Here is a 17,143-nt window from a genome sequence, read left to right as displayed (position 1 = left end):
TGTACTGCGGTATTCACCGAAGTACATTTTTTTATTGAAGCTTTTAAGATCCTTTATTTTTCAACAACTGCCTTTTCATTTACAGCCGTTTTTTTCACATACATCGTTACGCCGATGATGATAAGAATAAGAAGCAGCTGCGGCACTACTGTTTCAATCGTCGGATAGAAACCGATTGGTTCAATATAAGGAACATTCGGCAATGAATGTGTTGGCAGCGTGTTTGCTATCTGCATGGCATGAATACTGATTCCGAGCATTTTGAATGATAATACATAAATAAGCAGCGTTGCGCCCATAAAGAACGGCCGGACGGGAATCGCTGAACTAAAGCGGATGATAATAAACCCGAGGATCACTAAGATCGCCATGGCGATAGCGATTCCTAAAATTAACTGGCTGATTTCCATCGACGGAGCCATTCCGGCATAGAAAATAATCGTTTCGGCACCTTCGCGAAAAATTGAGAGAAAACTTAGCAAGGCCATGGAAAACAAGCTTCCTTTTGCCAATGCGTGTCCGAGATGCTCTTTAATATATTGATTCCAGTGGGCGATATTTGACTTTTTGTGAAGCCAAGCGCCAACCGTCAGCATCATTACAACAGCAGTGATGCCGACGATTCCTTCGATCGATTCGCGGCTTCCGGCAACAGTTATTTTGGAGAAAAACATGTTCATGACAACAGCTAGAATAGCACTAGAAATGATGCCGCACAAAACGCCGATCCAAATCCAACCTTGTTTGTCGGCATGATTCGTTTTCTTCAAAAATGAAAGCAAACCGGCGATGATTAAAAGAGCTTCAAATCCCTCACGCAGTAAAATAAGCATAGCATCTATATACGTATAGCTTGTTTTGGCTGCGATGAGCTGAAGGGAATCATACAATTCACTAATCATCGTTTGAGCTTTTTCTACGTTTTTATTGTCAGACTGCAATAAACTGATTGCGGAGGGAATTTCAGTTTCCATGCGATTGTATAGGGAGTAGTCTTTTGTCCGAACCTCCCCTTCAACTACCGGCCATATAAGCAATATTTTGTTTAAATGTTCTGATGCCTCGGATGGGTTATGATCTTTTAGCGACTGTACGCTTTTTTCCAATAAATCTGTTACATCACTTAATGTGTATTCATTTCCAGCGGATTTTCCCGCATTTTTCCCGCTTAAAAAATTTTCAACAGAAGCTGTCAGATCCTTGAGGCTCTTTAAAGCCTTCTCTTGATCAGGCGGAGTTTGCGTCAGTGAAATTCTTAACAAAGCAAGCTGTGTTTCAATTTCGCCATACGAAACAACGCTTTCGGTACGAACAATGTTCTCGTTTGCCGTCCAAGTGGAAAGTAATTGCTGATATTTCATGGCCGCCTGATCAAAATTATTGTTTTGAATCATTTTTTCGATTTCATCAATAAATTGATACATCTGTTTTAGCTTTTCTTTTTCTTTTTGCGGATCTGTCGGATTTTGTTCTTCTTCGTACGAAGTAAGCGCTTTTGATAAAGCGGACAAATTTTCACTTATTTTCGTTGCATCTTTTTCAGATTGAGCAAGGGCGTTTTTCGCATTTTTTAACTGTTTATCGACTTCAGCTGTTTTTTTGCTATCAACAGCTTTTACTTCGTTCCATTGTTGTGAGAATTGTTCCAAATTGTCCTGTACGACATCCCAGTTCGCTTCCTTTGTTTTCATGATGGCATCGCCTATCAAAACATATAAATCATCAAGGTTCTCTGCGGCTACGGCTTTATTTGAGAAAATACCCATTGTGAAAAGAATTGCGAAGGCAATAAGCCCTAATTTTTTATACATCAGCTTCAACTCCTATGAAAGAGAGAAAGGGATTATGAAAATAACGTTTCTCCAATATATCCGCCTTTTTTTACTCCAGGAAGACAGGCAAATACAGCACTTCCTCGATGGACGATATATTCGTTTAATTCATCCATTTGCGAAAGCCGCTTTTGAATTGGGATAAATTGCTTGCTTATGCTGCGCTGAAAGCTGATAAACAATAATCCGGCATCAAATGTTCCTGTTTTTGCATCTATTCCATCCGCATATGAATAAGAACGGCGCAAAATTTTCTGTTTTCCGTCACCGTGAGCGACTCGAACATGGGCGGTCATTGGAATGTAGTATTCTCCGTTTTCATCCTTCTTTTCAAAATCCGGCGGATCGAACTCATTTTTTTGCCCAAGGTATGCACCTGAATCCCGGTATCTGCCAAACGTATTTTCTTGTTCCTTTAAAGTAGTCCGATCCCAAACTTCGATAAACATTTGAATCCGCCTTACTACTAAATACGTTCCGTTCACGAGCCAATCAGGTCCGTCACCGGGCTGCACCCAAACGTATTGATTCATTTCAGCAGAATTTTTCACATTTGGATTCACTGTTCCATCCTTAAAGCCAAATAAATTTCGCGGCGTTTCCTTTTTCGGACTCGCTTGCTTTGTACGCTGGAAGCCGGCCTGTGCCCAGCGAAGAACCGCTTTGCCGCGGGCAATTCTCGCTAAATTTCTAACCGCATGGAAGGCAACCTGCAAATCATCCGAGCATGCTTGAATACAAAGATCTCCGCCTGTCCACTGCTCTTCCAATGAATCAAGCGGAAACTTCGGCAGTTCTTTTAGTTCATCCGGCTGCTTTTTTTGCAAACCAAATCTATCCTTGTTGTTTTTTGTAAAAAGCGTCGGGCCGACGCCGAAAGTAATGGTTAAATTTGACGCATTAAGTCCTGCAGCTTCCCCCGTATCATCTGGAGGAAGGTATTTATTATTAGCTGGATCTCCAACCGATTTGCCTTCTGTCATAGCTGCGGCAGCCTTCGTCCATTCTTTAAAAAGCTGAATAAGCTCGTTTCTGTCTTCAGCCGTCACGTCAAAAGCAGCAAAATAAATGTGGTTTTGCACTTCAGTTGCAATGCCTGCCTGATGTTTTCCGTAAAACGGAACAACCGCATTTGTATTTTCTTTTTTTTGAGAGGTCGGCAACACGTCAGCCAATGCTAGCGCTCCACCAATGCCGGATGCACCGATTAGCACGCCGACTCCTCCGATGCCCGCAGCCTTCAACACATCTCGTCTTGATACGTTCTTGTTAAAGACAGATGTCGTTTCTTTTTTATCAGGTTCAGACATTGGTTATCCCTCCAGTACAACCCCTAGTTTAGAAAGAGGCTCTGCCAGTTCATTGATCGATTGGCTCAATTCTTTTACTTGATCCTTGGTTAGTTCAGTATATGAAATATACCCGTCGCCTTTTTTATATTTGTCAAGAAGTGCATAAACTGCTTGAAACCGCTGTTCGATTTCCTTAGCGAGCGCCTCATCCTTTTCCTTAAGGGCAGGGCTCATTAATTCATAAATCTTTTCAGCACCCTCAACATTGGCAACAAAATCGTATAAATCTGTATGGGAATAACGATCCTCTTCACCTGTAACTTTTGATGTTGAAACTTCATTTAAAAGGTCGACTGCGCCGGTGATCAAAAGATCGGGTGTCACATCAACAGTTTCAACTTTTGCGCGCAAAAGCTTCACATCTTTTATAAGCTGCTCAGCATATTTTTCATAGCCTTTCGTCGTATTTTCAACCCAGAGTCCCTTTTCAATCCGGTGATAACCTCCCCACTCTGCATCAGGGACATCACCTTCACGAGCGTCAATTTTCGGATCGAGTTCTGCAAACGCTTCAGCAATTGGTTCAGAACGCTCATAGTGCATGCGAGCCGGCGCATAAAGTTCTTTTGCTTTTTCCACATCCCCAGCGATCACTGCATTGGCAAACTCTTCTGTCTTTTTAACAAATTCATCTATTTCAGCGATCGCAAACGTGCGATAATCTGTAGATATTTGATTTAAATCAACTTGGGAGCTTTCTTTCGCTGTCTCTTTTTTTGCCGGTTCCGTTGTTGAACTTTCATTTGATTGGGAACAGCTAAACAACAAACTGCTTGATAAAAATAATATGACAGGCAATTTATAGCGTTTCATGCGATCAACAACCCCTCAAATTAATGATTTTCATTCTCAATTATATTGGGAATGAAAATCAACTTCAATAGTTTTCTTCCTGTTACTAGAACTTAAAGGTGAAAATTGTATGTCAATATTGCTCGCTAGATAAGCCTATACGTTTTACTGCATTATTGAATGACTAACATCCTCGAAATGCAAATGTTAAGATACTTCCAGAATTTCAGTCTTTCAGTTTCATATATTTGATTATGACGAAAAACCATTTAATCAATGTTTGGTCAACACAACGTTTCATTGTTTTCACCGCATCATAATAATCTGATTTTGACAATGAAAAGTTCCATGGCTGTCGCTTGGATCGTTTTCATTTTCACGATGACCTATGAAGCGTTTATCTAAAAAACTTTTCCAGACAAGTCGCTATCTAAAATAAAAAACTGTTCAGCAGTAAAAGCTTTAATTCAACGATTAGCGTATTTCAAAAGGAATTTTGCATAAAAAGTCGAATGTTCATATTGGTGGAAAATGTGGGAAGGAGGAGAAAAATGAGTATCGTTGATCCTTTGAAACACGAAATTTGGCGCCGTTTTGTTCGGGAGGGAGTATTGGATCATGGGAGGATGAATAAAAGAATTGAAGAGTCATGGTATATTTGCCGCCGACAAAATGTCGATCCTTACGATGGAAAAGGAAGGATTGTGCTCGATTCGCAGCTGTTGACGGAAAGAAGGAAAAAGAATCAAAGATTGCTTCAAATTGCTGCTCCGATATTAGAACATTTGGAAAAAGTGTTTCAAGAAACGAAATCAATTCTTCTTCTCGCTGATAGTAACGGATACGTTTTGTATATGAACGGCCATAAACAGGCCATGAACAAGGCAGAAACAATCAATTTTATTGAGGGGGTGAAGTGGACTGAAGATGAGGTGGGGACGAACGCAATTGGAACAACATTGAGGATTCGTGAACCTATTACGGTTACTGGGTTAGAGCATTACTCTCTTGCTTCTCAGCAGTGGGTATGTTCAGCCACGCCGATCTATGACGAAAAAAAAGAACTTGTCGGAATTATCGACTTATCTTACCCCATCGACTGCTCTCAATTTTCCAACCATGCCTTAGCCACTGTTGTCGCTGCAGCGTATACGATTGAACAACAATTTCACATGAGAAAAAAGGACGATATGTTGGAGTTGCTTAAATATTCATCGAAAGTGAAAAATCCTCATTTCCCTTCAATGATATGTGATGATCAAGGGAAGATTGTATGGATCAACCATTGTTTACGTTCTTTCTTCGCGAGCATGATGGATCAACCGCTTGAAGAAATTTGTGATAAAAATTGGCGAATCAAAACGAAGACTCCTATTTTTTCTTCCATTTACCATGATTTGATTGGCTATGAAGTTACCCTGCAGAAGACGAATTATCATGAAGCTTTTCCATTTCCTACAACAATTTATCACTTTGAAGGAGTAGTTGGAAAAAGCTTATCATTTCAAAATCTTTTAAAGATCTGTGAAAAAGTTGCAAAAACGGAGTCGACTGTTTGTATCATGGGAGAAACAGGAACAGGAAAAGAACTCATTGCTCGTTCGATTCATCAAAATAGTGTGAGAAAAAATAAGCCGTTTGTTGCAGTAAATTGCGGAGCTATTCCAAAGGAATTGATCGGCAGCGAGTTATTTGGTTACGTTGACGGGGCATTTACAGGAGCCAAACGGACGGGGCATAAAGGGAAATTTGTTCAGGCTGACGGCGGAACCATTTTTCTTGATGAAATCGGTGAAATACCGTCGGAAATGCAAGTAGCGCTTTTAAGAGTGCTTCAGGAAAAAGAAGTTGTACCGATTGGCGGGGAAAAGCCCGTTCCTGTTGATATAAGAGTCATAACTGCAACACATCGCAATTTATACAAATTAGTAAAGGAAGGAAAGCTGCGTGAAGATTTATTTTACCGCATTTATGTATGCACGCTTAACGTTCCGCCATTAAGAGAGCGTAAAGAAGATATCCCATTCTTTATTGAGTATTATTGTCAAAAAAATGATTGGCTCATTTCTTTTCCAGATGATGTCATACAGTTGTTTTCAGCTTATCACTGGCCCGGAAATATAAGGGAGCTGTTTAACGTGCTCGAGCGTATACGAGTGGAATATGGAGACCGTATTCCATCCATTTCCCACTTGAAATCCATGCTGATTGCTTGGGAGCAAGAACAGGAAAATTCCGAAACATTCCATAAAGGTAATTTGTCGTATCGGGATCAGCTAGAAAGAGAACGCATTCTAAATATGTTGAAGAAAACAAATGGAAATATTGGTGAGGCGGCTGCTGCGTTAAATATCTCTCGAAGTACACTGTATCGCAAATTAAAAAAATATAAATTGAGCTAATTTGCGACAAAACGATAAAAATTAGGACAAAATGAGATGAAAAAAATATTTTTTATAAAGCGCTTACAAAGAATGTTGATTTGTAAGCATTTTTTTATTGGCATGATAGTTGCAAATGAAAAAAGTGAAGCCAATCAAATAGGAGGTTATCTTTATGACGATTGCCAAATCAACATCTACTCCCATTACACAAGAAAAAGCAAAATGGATATTTCAGAAAATGCATGAAATTCGCCAGTTTGAGGACAAGGTTCATGAAATTTTCAGCAAAGGAGTGCTGCCTGGCTTTGTCCATTTATATGCTGGCGAGGAAGCGGTCGCTGTAGGAATTTGCGCGCATTTAGATGACAAAGATTATATCACAAGTACGCATCGCGGACATGGACATTGCATTGCCAAAGGCTGTGATTTGAACGGAATGATGTCTGAAATTTACGGAAAGGCAACAGGATTGTGCAACGGAAAAGGAGGATCGATGCATATTGCCGATGTTGAAAAAGGAATGCTTGGGGCCAACGGAATTGTCGGCGGGGGGTTCCCGCTAGCTGTTGGGGCAGGCCTGACAGCAAAATTGAAGAAGTCGGGAGCGGTTGCAGTTTGTTTTTTCGGAGACGGCGCGAACAATCATGGAACATTTCATGAAGGTATTAATCTTGCAGCTATATGGAAATTGCCTGTTGTTTTTGTGGCGGAAAACAACGGATATGCAGAAGCGACCCCATTTGAATATGCATCCAGCTGTAAAAACATTGCGGATCGGGCTCAAGCCTATAATATCCCGGGAGAAGTGGTCGACGGCAAAGATGTGGTAGCTGTATATGAGGCGGCAGAAAGAGCAGTTGCACGAGCTCGAAATGGAGAGGGCCCGACATTAATTGAATGTAAGACATATCGGAATTACGGACATTTTGAAGGTGACGCCCAGACTTACAAATCTGCGGAAGAAAAACAAAAGCATTTACAGGAGAATGATGCAATTGCAAAATTCCGCCATTACATTCTTTCCAATCAATTAATATCCGAACAAGAATTATTAAATATCGAACAACAGGTAACAAAAGCGGTTGAGGAGGCGGTACATTTTGCTGAAAAAAGCCCGTTTCCGTCTGCTGAGGATCTTTTAAAGGACGTTTATGTATCTTATTAAATCAAAGGAGTTAGGAGGAACGAAAAATGGCAAGAAAAATTTCTTTTTCTGGTGCGGTCAATGAAGCTATGAAGCTGGCAATGCGCAAAGATCAAAATGTTATTTTACTTGGAGAAGACGTTGCAGGAGGAGCGAATGTGGATCATTTGCAGGACGATGAAGCTTGGGGAGGAGTAATGGGGGTTACGAAAGGTCTTGTTCAAGAGTTTGGAAGAGAAAGAGTGTTGGATACGCCTATTGCGGAGGCCGGCTATATTGGTGCAGCAGTTACCGCCGCAGCAACAGGACTAAGACCGATTGCCGAATTAATGTTTAACGATTTTATCGGCAGCTGCTTAGATGAAGTTATGAACCAAGCGGCAAAACTTCGTTATATGTTCGGAGGCAAGGCGAAGGTGCCTGTAACGATACGAACAATGCACGGTGCCGGCTTTCGAGCGGCGGCGCAGCATTCCCAAAGCCTGTATGCCCTTTTTACCCATATACCCGGTTTAAAAGTCGTTGTTCCTTCTACACCGGCGGATGCGAAGGGACTGTTGCTTACCTCCATCTTTGACGATGATCCCGTTATCTTTTTTGAAGATAAAACACTTTATAACCTAAAAGGAGAAGTAGAGGAAGGATTTTATACGATCCCGTTTGGAAAAGCGGATATCAAACGGGAAGGCAGCGATTTGACCATCGTAGCGATAGGGAAGCAAGTGCACACGGCCTTGAAGGCTGCCGACATATTAAAAACGAGAGGAGTCGAAACGGAGGTAATTGATCCGAGAACACTGTCCCCGCTTGATGAAGAAACGATTTTATCTTCTGTATCGAAGACAGGCCGGTTAATTGTCATTGATGAGGCAAATCCTCGCTGCAGTGCAGCTGCTGACATTTCCGCTCTTGTAGCAGATAAAGGATTTGATTATCTGGATGGACCAATTAAGCTGATTACGGCTCCGCATTGTCCGGTTCCTTTTTCGCCTGCGCTGGAGGATCTTTACTTGCCGACACCGGAAAAAGTGCTTAAGGCAGCGGCTGAAATAATTGGAGACGAAGCGATCGTGACCGCATAAAAAAAGCTGTGCGTGTTGATGAATGGAGACATCAACACGCATAGCATTTCTAGTATTCATCAAAGGAGAGATGAAACATGACAGTTGAAATTATCATGCCAAAGCTGGGAATGAGCATGGAAGAAGGAACGGTAGTAGAGTGGTTAAAGAAAAAGGGCGATCCAGTAAAAAAAGGAGAACCAGTTGTGGTGATCAGCTCTGATAAGATTGAAAAGGATATCGAAGCACCGCAAGATGGCGTGTTATTAGAGATTGCTGCCGAGCAGGATGAAACAGTGGAAGTAGGAAAAGCCATTGGCTATATCGGTCAAGAAGGGGAGGTAATCAACAACATAACGAACGATGCTGCCCAAGAAGTGGCGACAACCATTTTGAAAGAAGAAAGCTTATCTTCTCAAACAACAATTCGCGTTTCACCTGCCGCCCGAAAACTAGCACGTGAAGCCGGGATTGATTTGAGCAGTATTTCGGGTTCAGGGCCAAAAGGAAGAATTACAAGAGCGGACGTTGAAAAAGCGATTCAATCGAAAAAAGCATCCCCCCATTTAGAACCTGAACAAGAAGTAGTAATCCCGACAAATAAGCCGGCGGAAGAGCAAGAAGATATTGCAGTAAAAACTGTCACTGGCATGCGTAAAGTGATTGCATCAAGGATGTTTACAAGTCTGCATCAGACAGCACAGCTGACGATTCATATGAAAGCCGATGTGACCTCTTTATTTGAGCTGCAAGAAAAGATTAAAAGCGAACTGCAAGATGAGCAGAATTTAAAATTGACTATTACTGACTTTGTAGCCAAGGCGGTCATTCTGTCGCTGCGAAATCAAAAGCAAATGAACAGTTTGTATGAAAATGGGCAGATTCAAACGTATGATTCAGTGCATTTAGGCATTGCAGTTGCATTGGAGAACGGGCTCGTTGTGCCGGTTTTGCGCCATGCCGACAAGCTTTCCTTAAGCGAAATTTCGAAAAATATCAAAGAACTAAGTAAGAAGGCAAGAGAAGGAAATGTAAGCAGCGAAGAAATGAGCGGCTCGACCTTTACGATCACCAGTTTAGGGGCTTACGGCGTTGAATTTTTCACCCCGATTTTGAATCCTCCGGAAGTGGGTATTCTCGGAGTAGGAACAGCTGCAGATACGGCAGTGTTTTCAGGAGATACCATTCAAAAGAGAAAAATTTTGCCGCTCAGCTTAACGTTTGACCATCAAGTAATTGATGGAGCTCCGGCAAGCCAATTTCTCGGGCTGGTGAAAAAATATTTAGAAAAACCGTATCAGCTTTTATGGCTGTGAGTTTTCTGCTTTCAAGTTTGCTTGATTTTTTCACAATCAAAGTAATGTGTTAATAAAACAAGCGGATCTTTCATGATCCGCTTGTTTTAGCTTACGGGCAGCATTTAATTCTCATTCACAATAATTTTTATTTATTAAGAAGTGCTTAATTTAAATTTTCCCTTTTTCATTAAGCAAATATCGTAGCTGCCGAGTTGTAATGTTTAGTGCTTCTGCTGTTTTTTTTCGATCTCCTGTATGTTTTTTAAGTGATTTGAGGACAAATGATCGGCCAATTTGTTTTTCTAATTCTTTAATGGAATCCAATACTTGTTCAAGGTCGATGTCATCTTGCTGCTTCCATAACGATAAAATATGTTTCGTCCAATTCGATAAATAAGCTTCTAAATCATCATGAACTGTGCTAGCTTTTGGAAATTTTGTTAGTTGGAAGCTGAAGCTGGTTTTTAATTTGTCGGGTAAATATTTTGGCGTAATTATGTCTGTCTCTCCATCTGCCAATGTTGCGGCTCTTTTGACAATGTTAAATAGCTCTCTTACATTTCCAGGCCAGTTATAGTTTTTCATTAGTTCAATGCTTTCATCAGAGAATGTTAGATGTGAAGCATTTATCTTTTTTAGAAAATAATCCAAAAACAGCGGGAGATCTTCTATTCTGTTTCGCAGAGGGGGAATTCTTAATTTCACTACGTCTAAACGATACAATAAATCTTCTCGAAACGTTTTTTCTTGGACAGCCTCGGCCAAATTTTTATTCGTGGCCGCAATGATCCGTGTATTCGTTTTACGGATTGATTCACCGCCTACTCTGAAATATTCCCCCGTCTCTAGTACTCTTAGCAGCTGTACTTGAATGGCCTGGCTTGCTTCACCAATTTCATCTAAAAACAATGTACCGTTATTGGCTATTTCAAATATTCCTTTTTTCTGTTTAATGGCTCCAGTAAAAGCACCTTTTTCATGCCCGAATAATTCACTCTCCAATAACGTTTCGGAAACAGCTCCGCAATTTATTCGGACAAATGGTTGATCGTATCTTAAGCTCATGTTGTGAATAAAATGGGCAAGCACCTCTTTGCCTGTTCCTGTTTCTCCTTCAATTAATACATTTATGTTTTTCTTAGCAATTTTTTCCGCCAGCTTGACTAATTCATTCATCTTTTTATTGTTGCCGATAATAAATCCAATCGTATCGGCCAGTTTGTCGGTGTTTGCTGGTGAAGAAAATTTCTCGCTATTTAATAAATCTTCTAATGTTTTCTCTAATTGGCTTATATCATCGAACGGTTTTTCAATATAATCATTTGCACCATTCTTAATGGCCTCTACAGCCGTTTTCACTGTGCTGTATCCTGTCATAATGACAGCTTTACAGGAAGGATGAGTTGCTTTTAATTGCTTAAGCAAATGAAGACCATCTGTACCAGGCAGCTTTACATCAATTAGTGCTAAATCAAAGGAATGGAGCGAAATTAAGTTGGAAAAATCTTCAGCATTCAAACCTACCTTTACATCATATCCTTTTTCTTCTAAAAGATGTCGAAAAAAGTTTCCTACTTCACGTTCGTCGTCTATTACTAGTACCTTTTTCATTGCAAATCATCTCCCTTTCTATTCGTGTCTAACTGGGAGCTTTAAAATAAATTCACTGCCTTCTCCGTATTTACTGTTCACGACAATTGTACCGCCGTGTGTTTCAGCGATCCCTAAACTAACGGACAACCCTAGTCCAGTGCCTTTTCCGGGACTTTTCGTGGTAAAAAAAGGATTAAATATTTCCTGCAAATGCTGGTTTTGAATTCCGATTCCATTATCTGTTATGGACAGTGTGATCCATTTTTTGTTGTCTTCAATTATTTCTTTTGTTTCAATCTTGATGATCTTCTTCGGTATATTTTTTTCTTCCAAGGCATCCTTTGCATTAATTAATAAGTTTAAAATGATCTGTCCGATTTGCTGAATATTTCCTTTCACATGATCTATATGCTCAGCCAGTTCTTGTTGAATGATGATATTTTGTTGTTTAAACTGGTCGCTAAAAATTCCTAATACTTGTTCCACCGCTTCATTGATAGAGCATTCTTCGAACACATATTCATCTTGACGCGAAAAAGTAAGTAAATTTTGGATAATGGATTTACACCTTTTTCCACATAAATATATGTCTGATAAAAGTTTGTAGGAGCGGTCGTCCTGTTTGAATGATCTTAATAAAAGCTGAGAATTGCCAAGGATAGCTGTTAAAGGGCTGTTCAGTTCATGTGCGATTCCGGCTGCCATTTCTCCAATAGCCGCTAATTTTCCAGACTGAATTAGTTGAGCCTCCATCTTTCGTTTTTCTGTAATATCGATAATGTAGATGATATATGAATAAACCTCATGGCTCCTATTAAAGATCGGAAATGAGCGGAATTCAAAGACGTGATTTTTTAAATGAAACTCATCAATAATATTTTCTTTGACTGAGAGATATTTTTCCTGAGTAGCTTCCTTTTTATCGATTTCTAATAACTTGTGTATATTCTGTCCGATAAGATCGGTTTTAAAATATTCTTTTGCAGAATCATTCGATTTTAATATATTTCCTTCTAAATCGGTAATAAACATCATATCTGATACCGCACGAAACGTTTCTTCCCATTCTTTTTTGGCTGTTAAGACTTTATGATAAAGACGGACATTTTCGATGCAAACGGCAATTTGATCGGATAGCTGCTGAAAAAACGCAAGGTCCGATTCATCGAAATGATTGATTTTTTTGCTTCCAATGCTTAAAAGACCGATAGCCGCTTCTTTGCTTACGAGGGGAATGACTAAGGCGCTTTGAATACCTAATGATTGATACGCCTTTTTTTCAATGAAATAATGAAGATCATTATTCATTTGGTAAAAAATTTTTTGTGACGACTCAATTGCCTGCCAATATAAAGAATCTTTTTTTGGAAAAACAAATCCAATAGGAAAATATAAAGAATTGGGAGGATATACATTTGTTAGCGTCAGCTTATCATGTTCATATAAAGATAAACTGATTCGTTCAAGCGGAAAAAAAACTTTTAGCTTTTCAAATATATTTTTGAGCATTTCATCTATTGACATATCGATATTGAAGCTTCTATTTACCTCATTTATCACCTCTAGCTGCATGTTTTTCTTTTTGAGCTCTTCAACCATGATTTTCAATTCATTATAGTAGCTTTTTTTAGAAGACTGGACACCAGTCAGCTTGCTGATCATTTCTTCTCGATCTTTTAGCAACATTTCTACCAAGCCTTTCTGAAAAGTTCTTCAATAATTTCGACAGTGACATCCCTTGGATTTGTGATCATACATGCATCATTTAAAGCAGTTAAGCTCATTTGAGGAATTTCTTCTTTTTTTACATGAATTTCAGAAAGCCTTTGCGGAGCTCCAACATCTTGAATTAATTCCTTCACAAGGTCAATCGCCTTTTTGGCTGCTTCCATTTTCGATATGTCGCAATCATTTAATCCAAGGAGATACGCAATATCTGCAAATTTTTGAGGATTTGCTAAATAATTAAATTCCATGACATGAGGCAATAAAATAGAATTCACATCGCCGTGCAAAATAGGATATCTGCCACCAACTGCATGAGACATGGCATGAACAGCTCCTAAAATGGCATTGGAAAAGGCAATTCCAGCTTGTAAACTTGCCATTGCCATATTGGTTTTCGCCTCTTTATTTAATTTAGAGGCGACAGAAGGCCGTAAATATTTAGCGACAAGCGATATAGAATTTTTGGCATGAACATCAGTTAGCGGTGTTGCGGCCAAACTAATATACGATTCAATCCCATGTGTTAAAACGTCGATTCCTGTTGAAGCAGTTAAATGGGAACTTTTTGTCACGAGTGTTTCAGGGTCAATAATAGCAATATCTGGTATTAATGATTTTGAAATGATGGTCATCTTTTTCTGTTTTTCTGTATTTAAAATAATAGAAAATTGTGAAACCTCTGATCCCGAGCCGGCTGTAGTAGGAATCATGATTTGAGGCGGGAGGGGATGCTTAATTTTGTCGACGCCTTCATAATCATGAATGACTCCGCCATTTGTCGCTAACAGAGCAATAGCTTTGGCTGCATCAATAGCGCTGCCTCCGCCAATCCCGATCACCGAATCGCATCCATATTTAAGATATATATTTCGCCCTTTATCCACTTCTGTATCCTTTGGATTAACCGTAATGTCAATGAATGTCTCGTATTTTAAACCGGCTTTCACGCAGCTATTAATGACTACATCCAGCCAGCCGGCCTCCGAAATACCGCGATCACTGACGATGAGCACATTGGATGCGCCCAAACGTAAACAGCAGTTGCCGACTTCAGAAATGGAACCGTTTCCAAATATTATCTCCGGCATGACAAATTTATGAATGTTCATTATGTCCCCCCCTTTAACATTGACAGTTTTTCCATAAATACATAATTCCATATAAAAATAAAAAAATCCTTTTAATATGTAAAAGGTAAACAAAATATGTAAGTGGCAAGCAACAATTCATTGCTTACCACAACATACTGAAAGTAGCCGGCATCCGCCAGCTACTTTCAGACAAAAATACGAAATCAAGTAGAGAAAAACGATTTGTTTTTCTCTACTTGAATTATTTAGGGGCTTATTGAGCACTCCCCTATTTTGTTTAATTCTGGGCAATCCAAACGCTTTTCACTTCTGTATAGTTGTCTAATGCATAGGATCCCATTTCTCTTCCTATGCCGGATTCTTTATATCCGCCGAACGGACTTGCAGCGTCAAAGACGTTGTAACAGTTTACCCAAACTGTTCCAGCACGGAGCTTGTTAGCAATGTAATGAGCTTTTGTAACATCGCGCGTCCAAACCCCTGCTGCTAATCCATAATTTGTATCATTTGCACGTTCAATCAACTCGTCTATATCTTCATATGGCAAAGCGGCGATTACCGGTCCGAATATTTCTTCTTTTGAAATGGTCATAGAATCTTCAACGTTGGCAAAAATAGTCGGCTCTACAAAATACCCTTGTTCGGAAGGTTTTTGTCCTCCTGTTAAAAGTTCAGCACCTTCTTCCAGCCCTTTTTCAATATATCCAAGGACTCGGTTTTGCTGCTCGGAAGAAACAAGCGGTCCCATTTCTGTATCTGCTTTTAGTCCAAATCCTTGTTTAATAGATTTTGCATGGGATACCATATCAGCCACAACATTGTCATACTGTTTCTTCTGAATGAAGACGCGGCTGCCTGCACAACAAACTTGTCCTTGGTTGAACATGACGCCATTTAAAGCACCCGGAATTGCTTTTGAAAAATCAGCATCAGGCAAAATGATGTTCGGTGATTTACCGCCTAGTTCTAACGTAACGCGTTTAAGAGATTTCGAAGCGTTTGCCATAATTAATTTTCCGACTTCAGTTGAACCAGTGAAGGCAATTTTATCAACTTGTGGATGTTTGACTAATGCATCACCTGCTGTTTCACCAAATCCGGGAACAATATTGACAACACCAGCAGGAAAACCGGCTTCTTCAATAAGTTCAGCTAAATATAAAGCAGAAAGAGGTGTTTGTTCAGCTGGCTTTAATACAACTGTACAACCGGTTGCAAGCGCGGCGCCAAGCTTCCACATTGCCATGAGCAATGGAAAGTTCCAAGGAATAATTTGTCCTACGACGCCAACTGGTTCATGACGTGTATAGTTAAAATACGGTCCATTGACTGGAATTGTTTGTCCGACAATTTTCGTAGACCATCCAGCATAATAACGCATGTGTTCAATTGCCAACGGTACGTCGGCATTGATTGTTTCACGAATCGGTTTCCCATTATCCAATGTTTCTAGCTGAGCCAGTTCTTCTTTATTTTCCTCCATTAAATCCGCCAGTTTATACATGAGCCTGCTTCTTTCTGCTGCGCTCATTCTTGACCACGGTCCTCGGTCAAACGCTTCTCTGGCTGCCTTCACAGCGCGGTCGATATCTTCAGCATCTCCTTCATAAACTGTTGCCAATCTTTCTCCCGTTGCAGGGTTAGGAGTGTCAAATGTTTTTCCTGAAGCGCTTTCAACAAAGCTGCCGTTTATATACATTTTTTTCTTGCCGGATAAAAACTTTTCAACTTTTTCTTTTAATTTAGGGGCTGCAATTGAGCTCATCATCAATCCTCCTTCAATTTTAGTACGATACGACCGTTGATTTTTCCTTTTTCCATTCTTTCAAATACTTCATTTATTTCTTCTAATTCAGCGGTTTCAACAATTGGACGGACTTTTCCGCGAGCAGCAAAATCTAATGCTTCCTGCATGTCCTTTCTTGTACCGACGATGGAACCTTTAACGGAAACGCCGTTTAATACTGTATCGAAGATCGGAATAGGCAGATCAGCATTTGGCAGACCGACAACAACTAATGTGCCTCCCCGTTTCACTGACTGATAGGCCTGTTCAAATGCTTTTTTATTCACCGCTACACTAATAGCAGCATGAACACCGCCTACTTGATCATGTATCGCTTTGACAGGATCTTCTTTTAAACCGTTGATTGCAATATCTGCACCTAAATCTTTGGCTAATTTTGATTTTTCATCACTGATATCAACAGCTACCACATTAAGTCCCATCGCTTTGGCGTATTGTAATGCAATATGACCAAGTCCTCCAATACCGTAAATGGCCACCCATTCACCTGGCCGAGCACCTGATACTTTCAACGCTTTATATGTCGTTACGCCTGCACATAAAATTGGAGCTACTTCAACTGGATCTAAGTTATCAGGAATTTTCGCCACATAATCTGCGGGAGCTTTACAGTATTCCGCATATCCGCCATCAACGGAATATCCGCCATTCAATTGATGCGGGCAAAGTGTTTCTTGACCAGTTAAACAATATTCACATTCACCACATGCAGAATATAACCATGGGATGCCGACGCGATCTCCCACTTTTATTGATTTAACTCCCTTTGCGACTTCTACAACAATTCCGACTCCTTCATGCCCCGGAATTAACGGCAATTTCGGTTTAACCGGCCAGTCACCATGGGCTGCATGTAAATCCGTATGGCACACACCGCATGCTTCGATCTTAACTAAAACTTCACCTTCCTCTAGTTTTGGTCTTTCCACCTCTTTGATTTCAAGTGCTTTTTTAAATTCGTTAACTACTGCTGCTTTCACTCAAAACAACCCCTTTCATTTTTTTTTTTTTTCGACTTTATATCATGCAAGAACCGTACCAAAATTGAAAGCGCTTAATTT

General features: G+C 40.0%; 12 protein-coding genes. 4 read left to right on the top strand and 8 right to left on the bottom strand.

All coding sequences use genetic code 11. The annotated features are described in order from the left end of the window. Nucleotides 1-53: 53 nt before the first annotated feature. Genes NSU19_RS15455 through efeO form a run of 3 tightly spaced genes read right to left on the bottom strand, consistent with a single transcriptional unit; the run spans nucleotide 54 to nucleotide 3,997 of the window. On the bottom strand, nucleotides 54-1,811 hold the full coding sequence (locus NSU19_RS15455; protein WP_339197232.1) for an FTR1 family protein: 1,758 nt from the start codon (nucleotides 1,809-1,811) through the stop codon (nucleotides 54-56). Nucleotides 1,812-1,843: 32 nt separating this feature from the next. Then, nucleotides 1,844-3,142, bottom strand: coding sequence for an iron uptake transporter deferrochelatase/peroxidase subunit (gene efeB, locus NSU19_RS15450; protein WP_144597041.1), 1,299 nt, complete (start codon nucleotides 3,140-3,142; stop codon nucleotides 1,844-1,846). A gap of 3 nt (nucleotides 3,143-3,145) precedes the next feature. Continuing rightward, on the bottom strand, nucleotides 3,146-3,997 hold the full coding sequence (gene efeO / locus NSU19_RS15445; protein ID WP_063387222.1) for an iron uptake system protein EfeO: 852 nt from the start codon (nucleotides 3,995-3,997) through the stop codon (nucleotides 3,146-3,148). 530 nt (nucleotides 3,998-4,527) lie between these two features. Between efeO and NSU19_RS15440 the strand changes: the two genes are divergently transcribed. The 4 genes from NSU19_RS15440 to NSU19_RS15425 all read left to right on the top strand — a co-directional run bounded on the left by NSU19_RS15440 (nucleotide 4,528) and on the right by NSU19_RS15425 (nucleotide 9,881). Next, a complete protein-coding gene (locus NSU19_RS15440; RefSeq protein WP_066250963.1) occupies nucleotides 4,528-6,378 on the top strand; it encodes a sigma-54-dependent Fis family transcriptional regulator in 1,851 nt (616 codons plus the stop codon). Between the two features lie 154 nt (nucleotides 6,379-6,532). Further along, on the top strand, nucleotides 6,533-7,525 hold the full coding sequence (locus tag NSU19_RS15435) for a thiamine pyrophosphate-dependent dehydrogenase E1 component subunit alpha (protein WP_063387224.1): 993 nt from the start codon (nucleotides 6,533-6,535) through the stop codon (nucleotides 7,523-7,525). A 26-nt stretch (nucleotides 7,526-7,551) separates the two neighbouring features. After that, a complete protein-coding gene (locus tag NSU19_RS15430) occupies nucleotides 7,552-8,586 on the top strand; it encodes an alpha-ketoacid dehydrogenase subunit beta (RefSeq protein WP_063387225.1) in 1,035 nt (344 codons plus the stop codon). A gap of 77 nt (nucleotides 8,587-8,663) precedes the next feature. Further along, entirely contained in the window at nucleotides 8,664-9,881 is a 1,218-nt protein-coding gene (locus NSU19_RS15425) for a dihydrolipoamide acetyltransferase family protein (RefSeq protein WP_339197226.1), read from the top strand. A gap of 150 nt (nucleotides 9,882-10,031) precedes the next feature. On the opposite strand, the gene NSU19_RS15420 is transcribed toward NSU19_RS15425, so the two are convergent. The 5 genes from NSU19_RS15420 to adhP all read right to left on the bottom strand — a co-directional run bounded on the left by NSU19_RS15420 (nucleotide 10,032) and on the right by adhP (nucleotide 17,062). Continuing rightward, nucleotides 10,032-11,474: a sigma-54 dependent transcriptional regulator gene (locus NSU19_RS15420; protein WP_144597043.1), complete on the bottom strand. Its 1,443-nt coding sequence runs from the start codon at nucleotides 11,472-11,474 to the stop codon at nucleotides 10,032-10,034. Between the two features lie 18 nt (nucleotides 11,475-11,492). After that, the gene (locus NSU19_RS15415; protein ID WP_063387228.1) at nucleotides 11,493-13,142 is read right to left on the bottom strand and encodes an ATP-binding protein; all 1,650 of its coding nucleotides are present in this window, start codon (nucleotides 13,140-13,142) and stop codon (nucleotides 11,493-11,495) included. A gap of 2 nt (nucleotides 13,143-13,144) precedes the next feature. Continuing rightward, entirely contained in the window at nucleotides 13,145-14,293 is a 1,149-nt protein-coding gene (locus NSU19_RS15410) for an iron-containing alcohol dehydrogenase (protein ID WP_339193268.1), read from the bottom strand. A gap of 259 nt (nucleotides 14,294-14,552) precedes the next feature. Beyond that, entirely contained in the window at nucleotides 14,553-16,040 is a 1,488-nt protein-coding gene (locus tag NSU19_RS15405; protein ID WP_063387230.1) for an aldehyde dehydrogenase family protein, read from the bottom strand. Nucleotides 16,041-16,042: 2 nt separating this feature from the next. Further along, on the bottom strand, nucleotides 16,043-17,062 hold the full coding sequence (adhP, locus tag NSU19_RS15400) for an alcohol dehydrogenase AdhP (protein WP_063387231.1): 1,020 nt from the start codon (nucleotides 17,060-17,062) through the stop codon (nucleotides 16,043-16,045). Nucleotides 17,063-17,143 lie beyond the last annotated feature (81 nt).

Origin of the sequence: Aeribacillus sp. FSL k6-2211 (genome assembly GCF_037966125.1) — a bacterium.
GTDB lineage: Bacteria > Bacillota > Bacilli > Bacillales > Aeribacillaceae > Aeribacillus > Aeribacillus composti.
The sequence above is the reverse complement of the archived record's forward strand: the minus strand, read 5'-3'. Positions and strand labels throughout refer to the sequence as shown.

Coding starts and splice junctions, on each gene's coding strand:
- NSU19_RS15455 (WP_339197232.1), bottom strand. CDS start 1,811: ATGTATAAAAAATTAGGGCTTATTGCCTTCGCAATTCTTTTCACAATG.
- efeB (WP_144597041.1), bottom strand. CDS start 3,142: ATGTCTGAACCTGATAAAAAAGAAACGACATCTGTCTTTAACAAGAAC.
- efeO (WP_063387222.1), bottom strand. CDS start 3,997: ATGAAACGCTATAAATTGCCTGTCATATTATTTTTATCAAGCAGTTTG.
- NSU19_RS15440 (WP_066250963.1), top strand. CDS start 4,528: ATGAGTATCGTTGATCCTTTGAAACACGAAATTTGGCGCCGTTTTGTT.
- NSU19_RS15435 (WP_063387224.1), top strand. CDS start 6,533: ATGACGATTGCCAAATCAACATCTACTCCCATTACACAAGAAAAAGCA.
- NSU19_RS15430 (WP_063387225.1), top strand. CDS start 7,552: ATGGCAAGAAAAATTTCTTTTTCTGGTGCGGTCAATGAAGCTATGAAG.
- NSU19_RS15425 (WP_339197226.1), top strand. CDS start 8,664: ATGACAGTTGAAATTATCATGCCAAAGCTGGGAATGAGCATGGAAGAA.
- NSU19_RS15420 (WP_144597043.1), bottom strand. CDS start 11,474: ATGAAAAAGGTACTAGTAATAGACGACGAACGTGAAGTAGGAAACTTT.
- NSU19_RS15415 (WP_063387228.1), bottom strand. CDS start 13,142: ATGTTGCTAAAAGATCGAGAAGAAATGATCAGCAAGCTGACTGGTGTC.
- NSU19_RS15410 (WP_339193268.1), bottom strand. CDS start 14,293: ATGAACATTCATAAATTTGTCATGCCGGAGATAATATTTGGAAACGGT.
- NSU19_RS15405 (WP_063387230.1), bottom strand. CDS start 16,040: ATGAGCTCAATTGCAGCCCCTAAATTAAAAGAAAAAGTTGAAAAGTTT.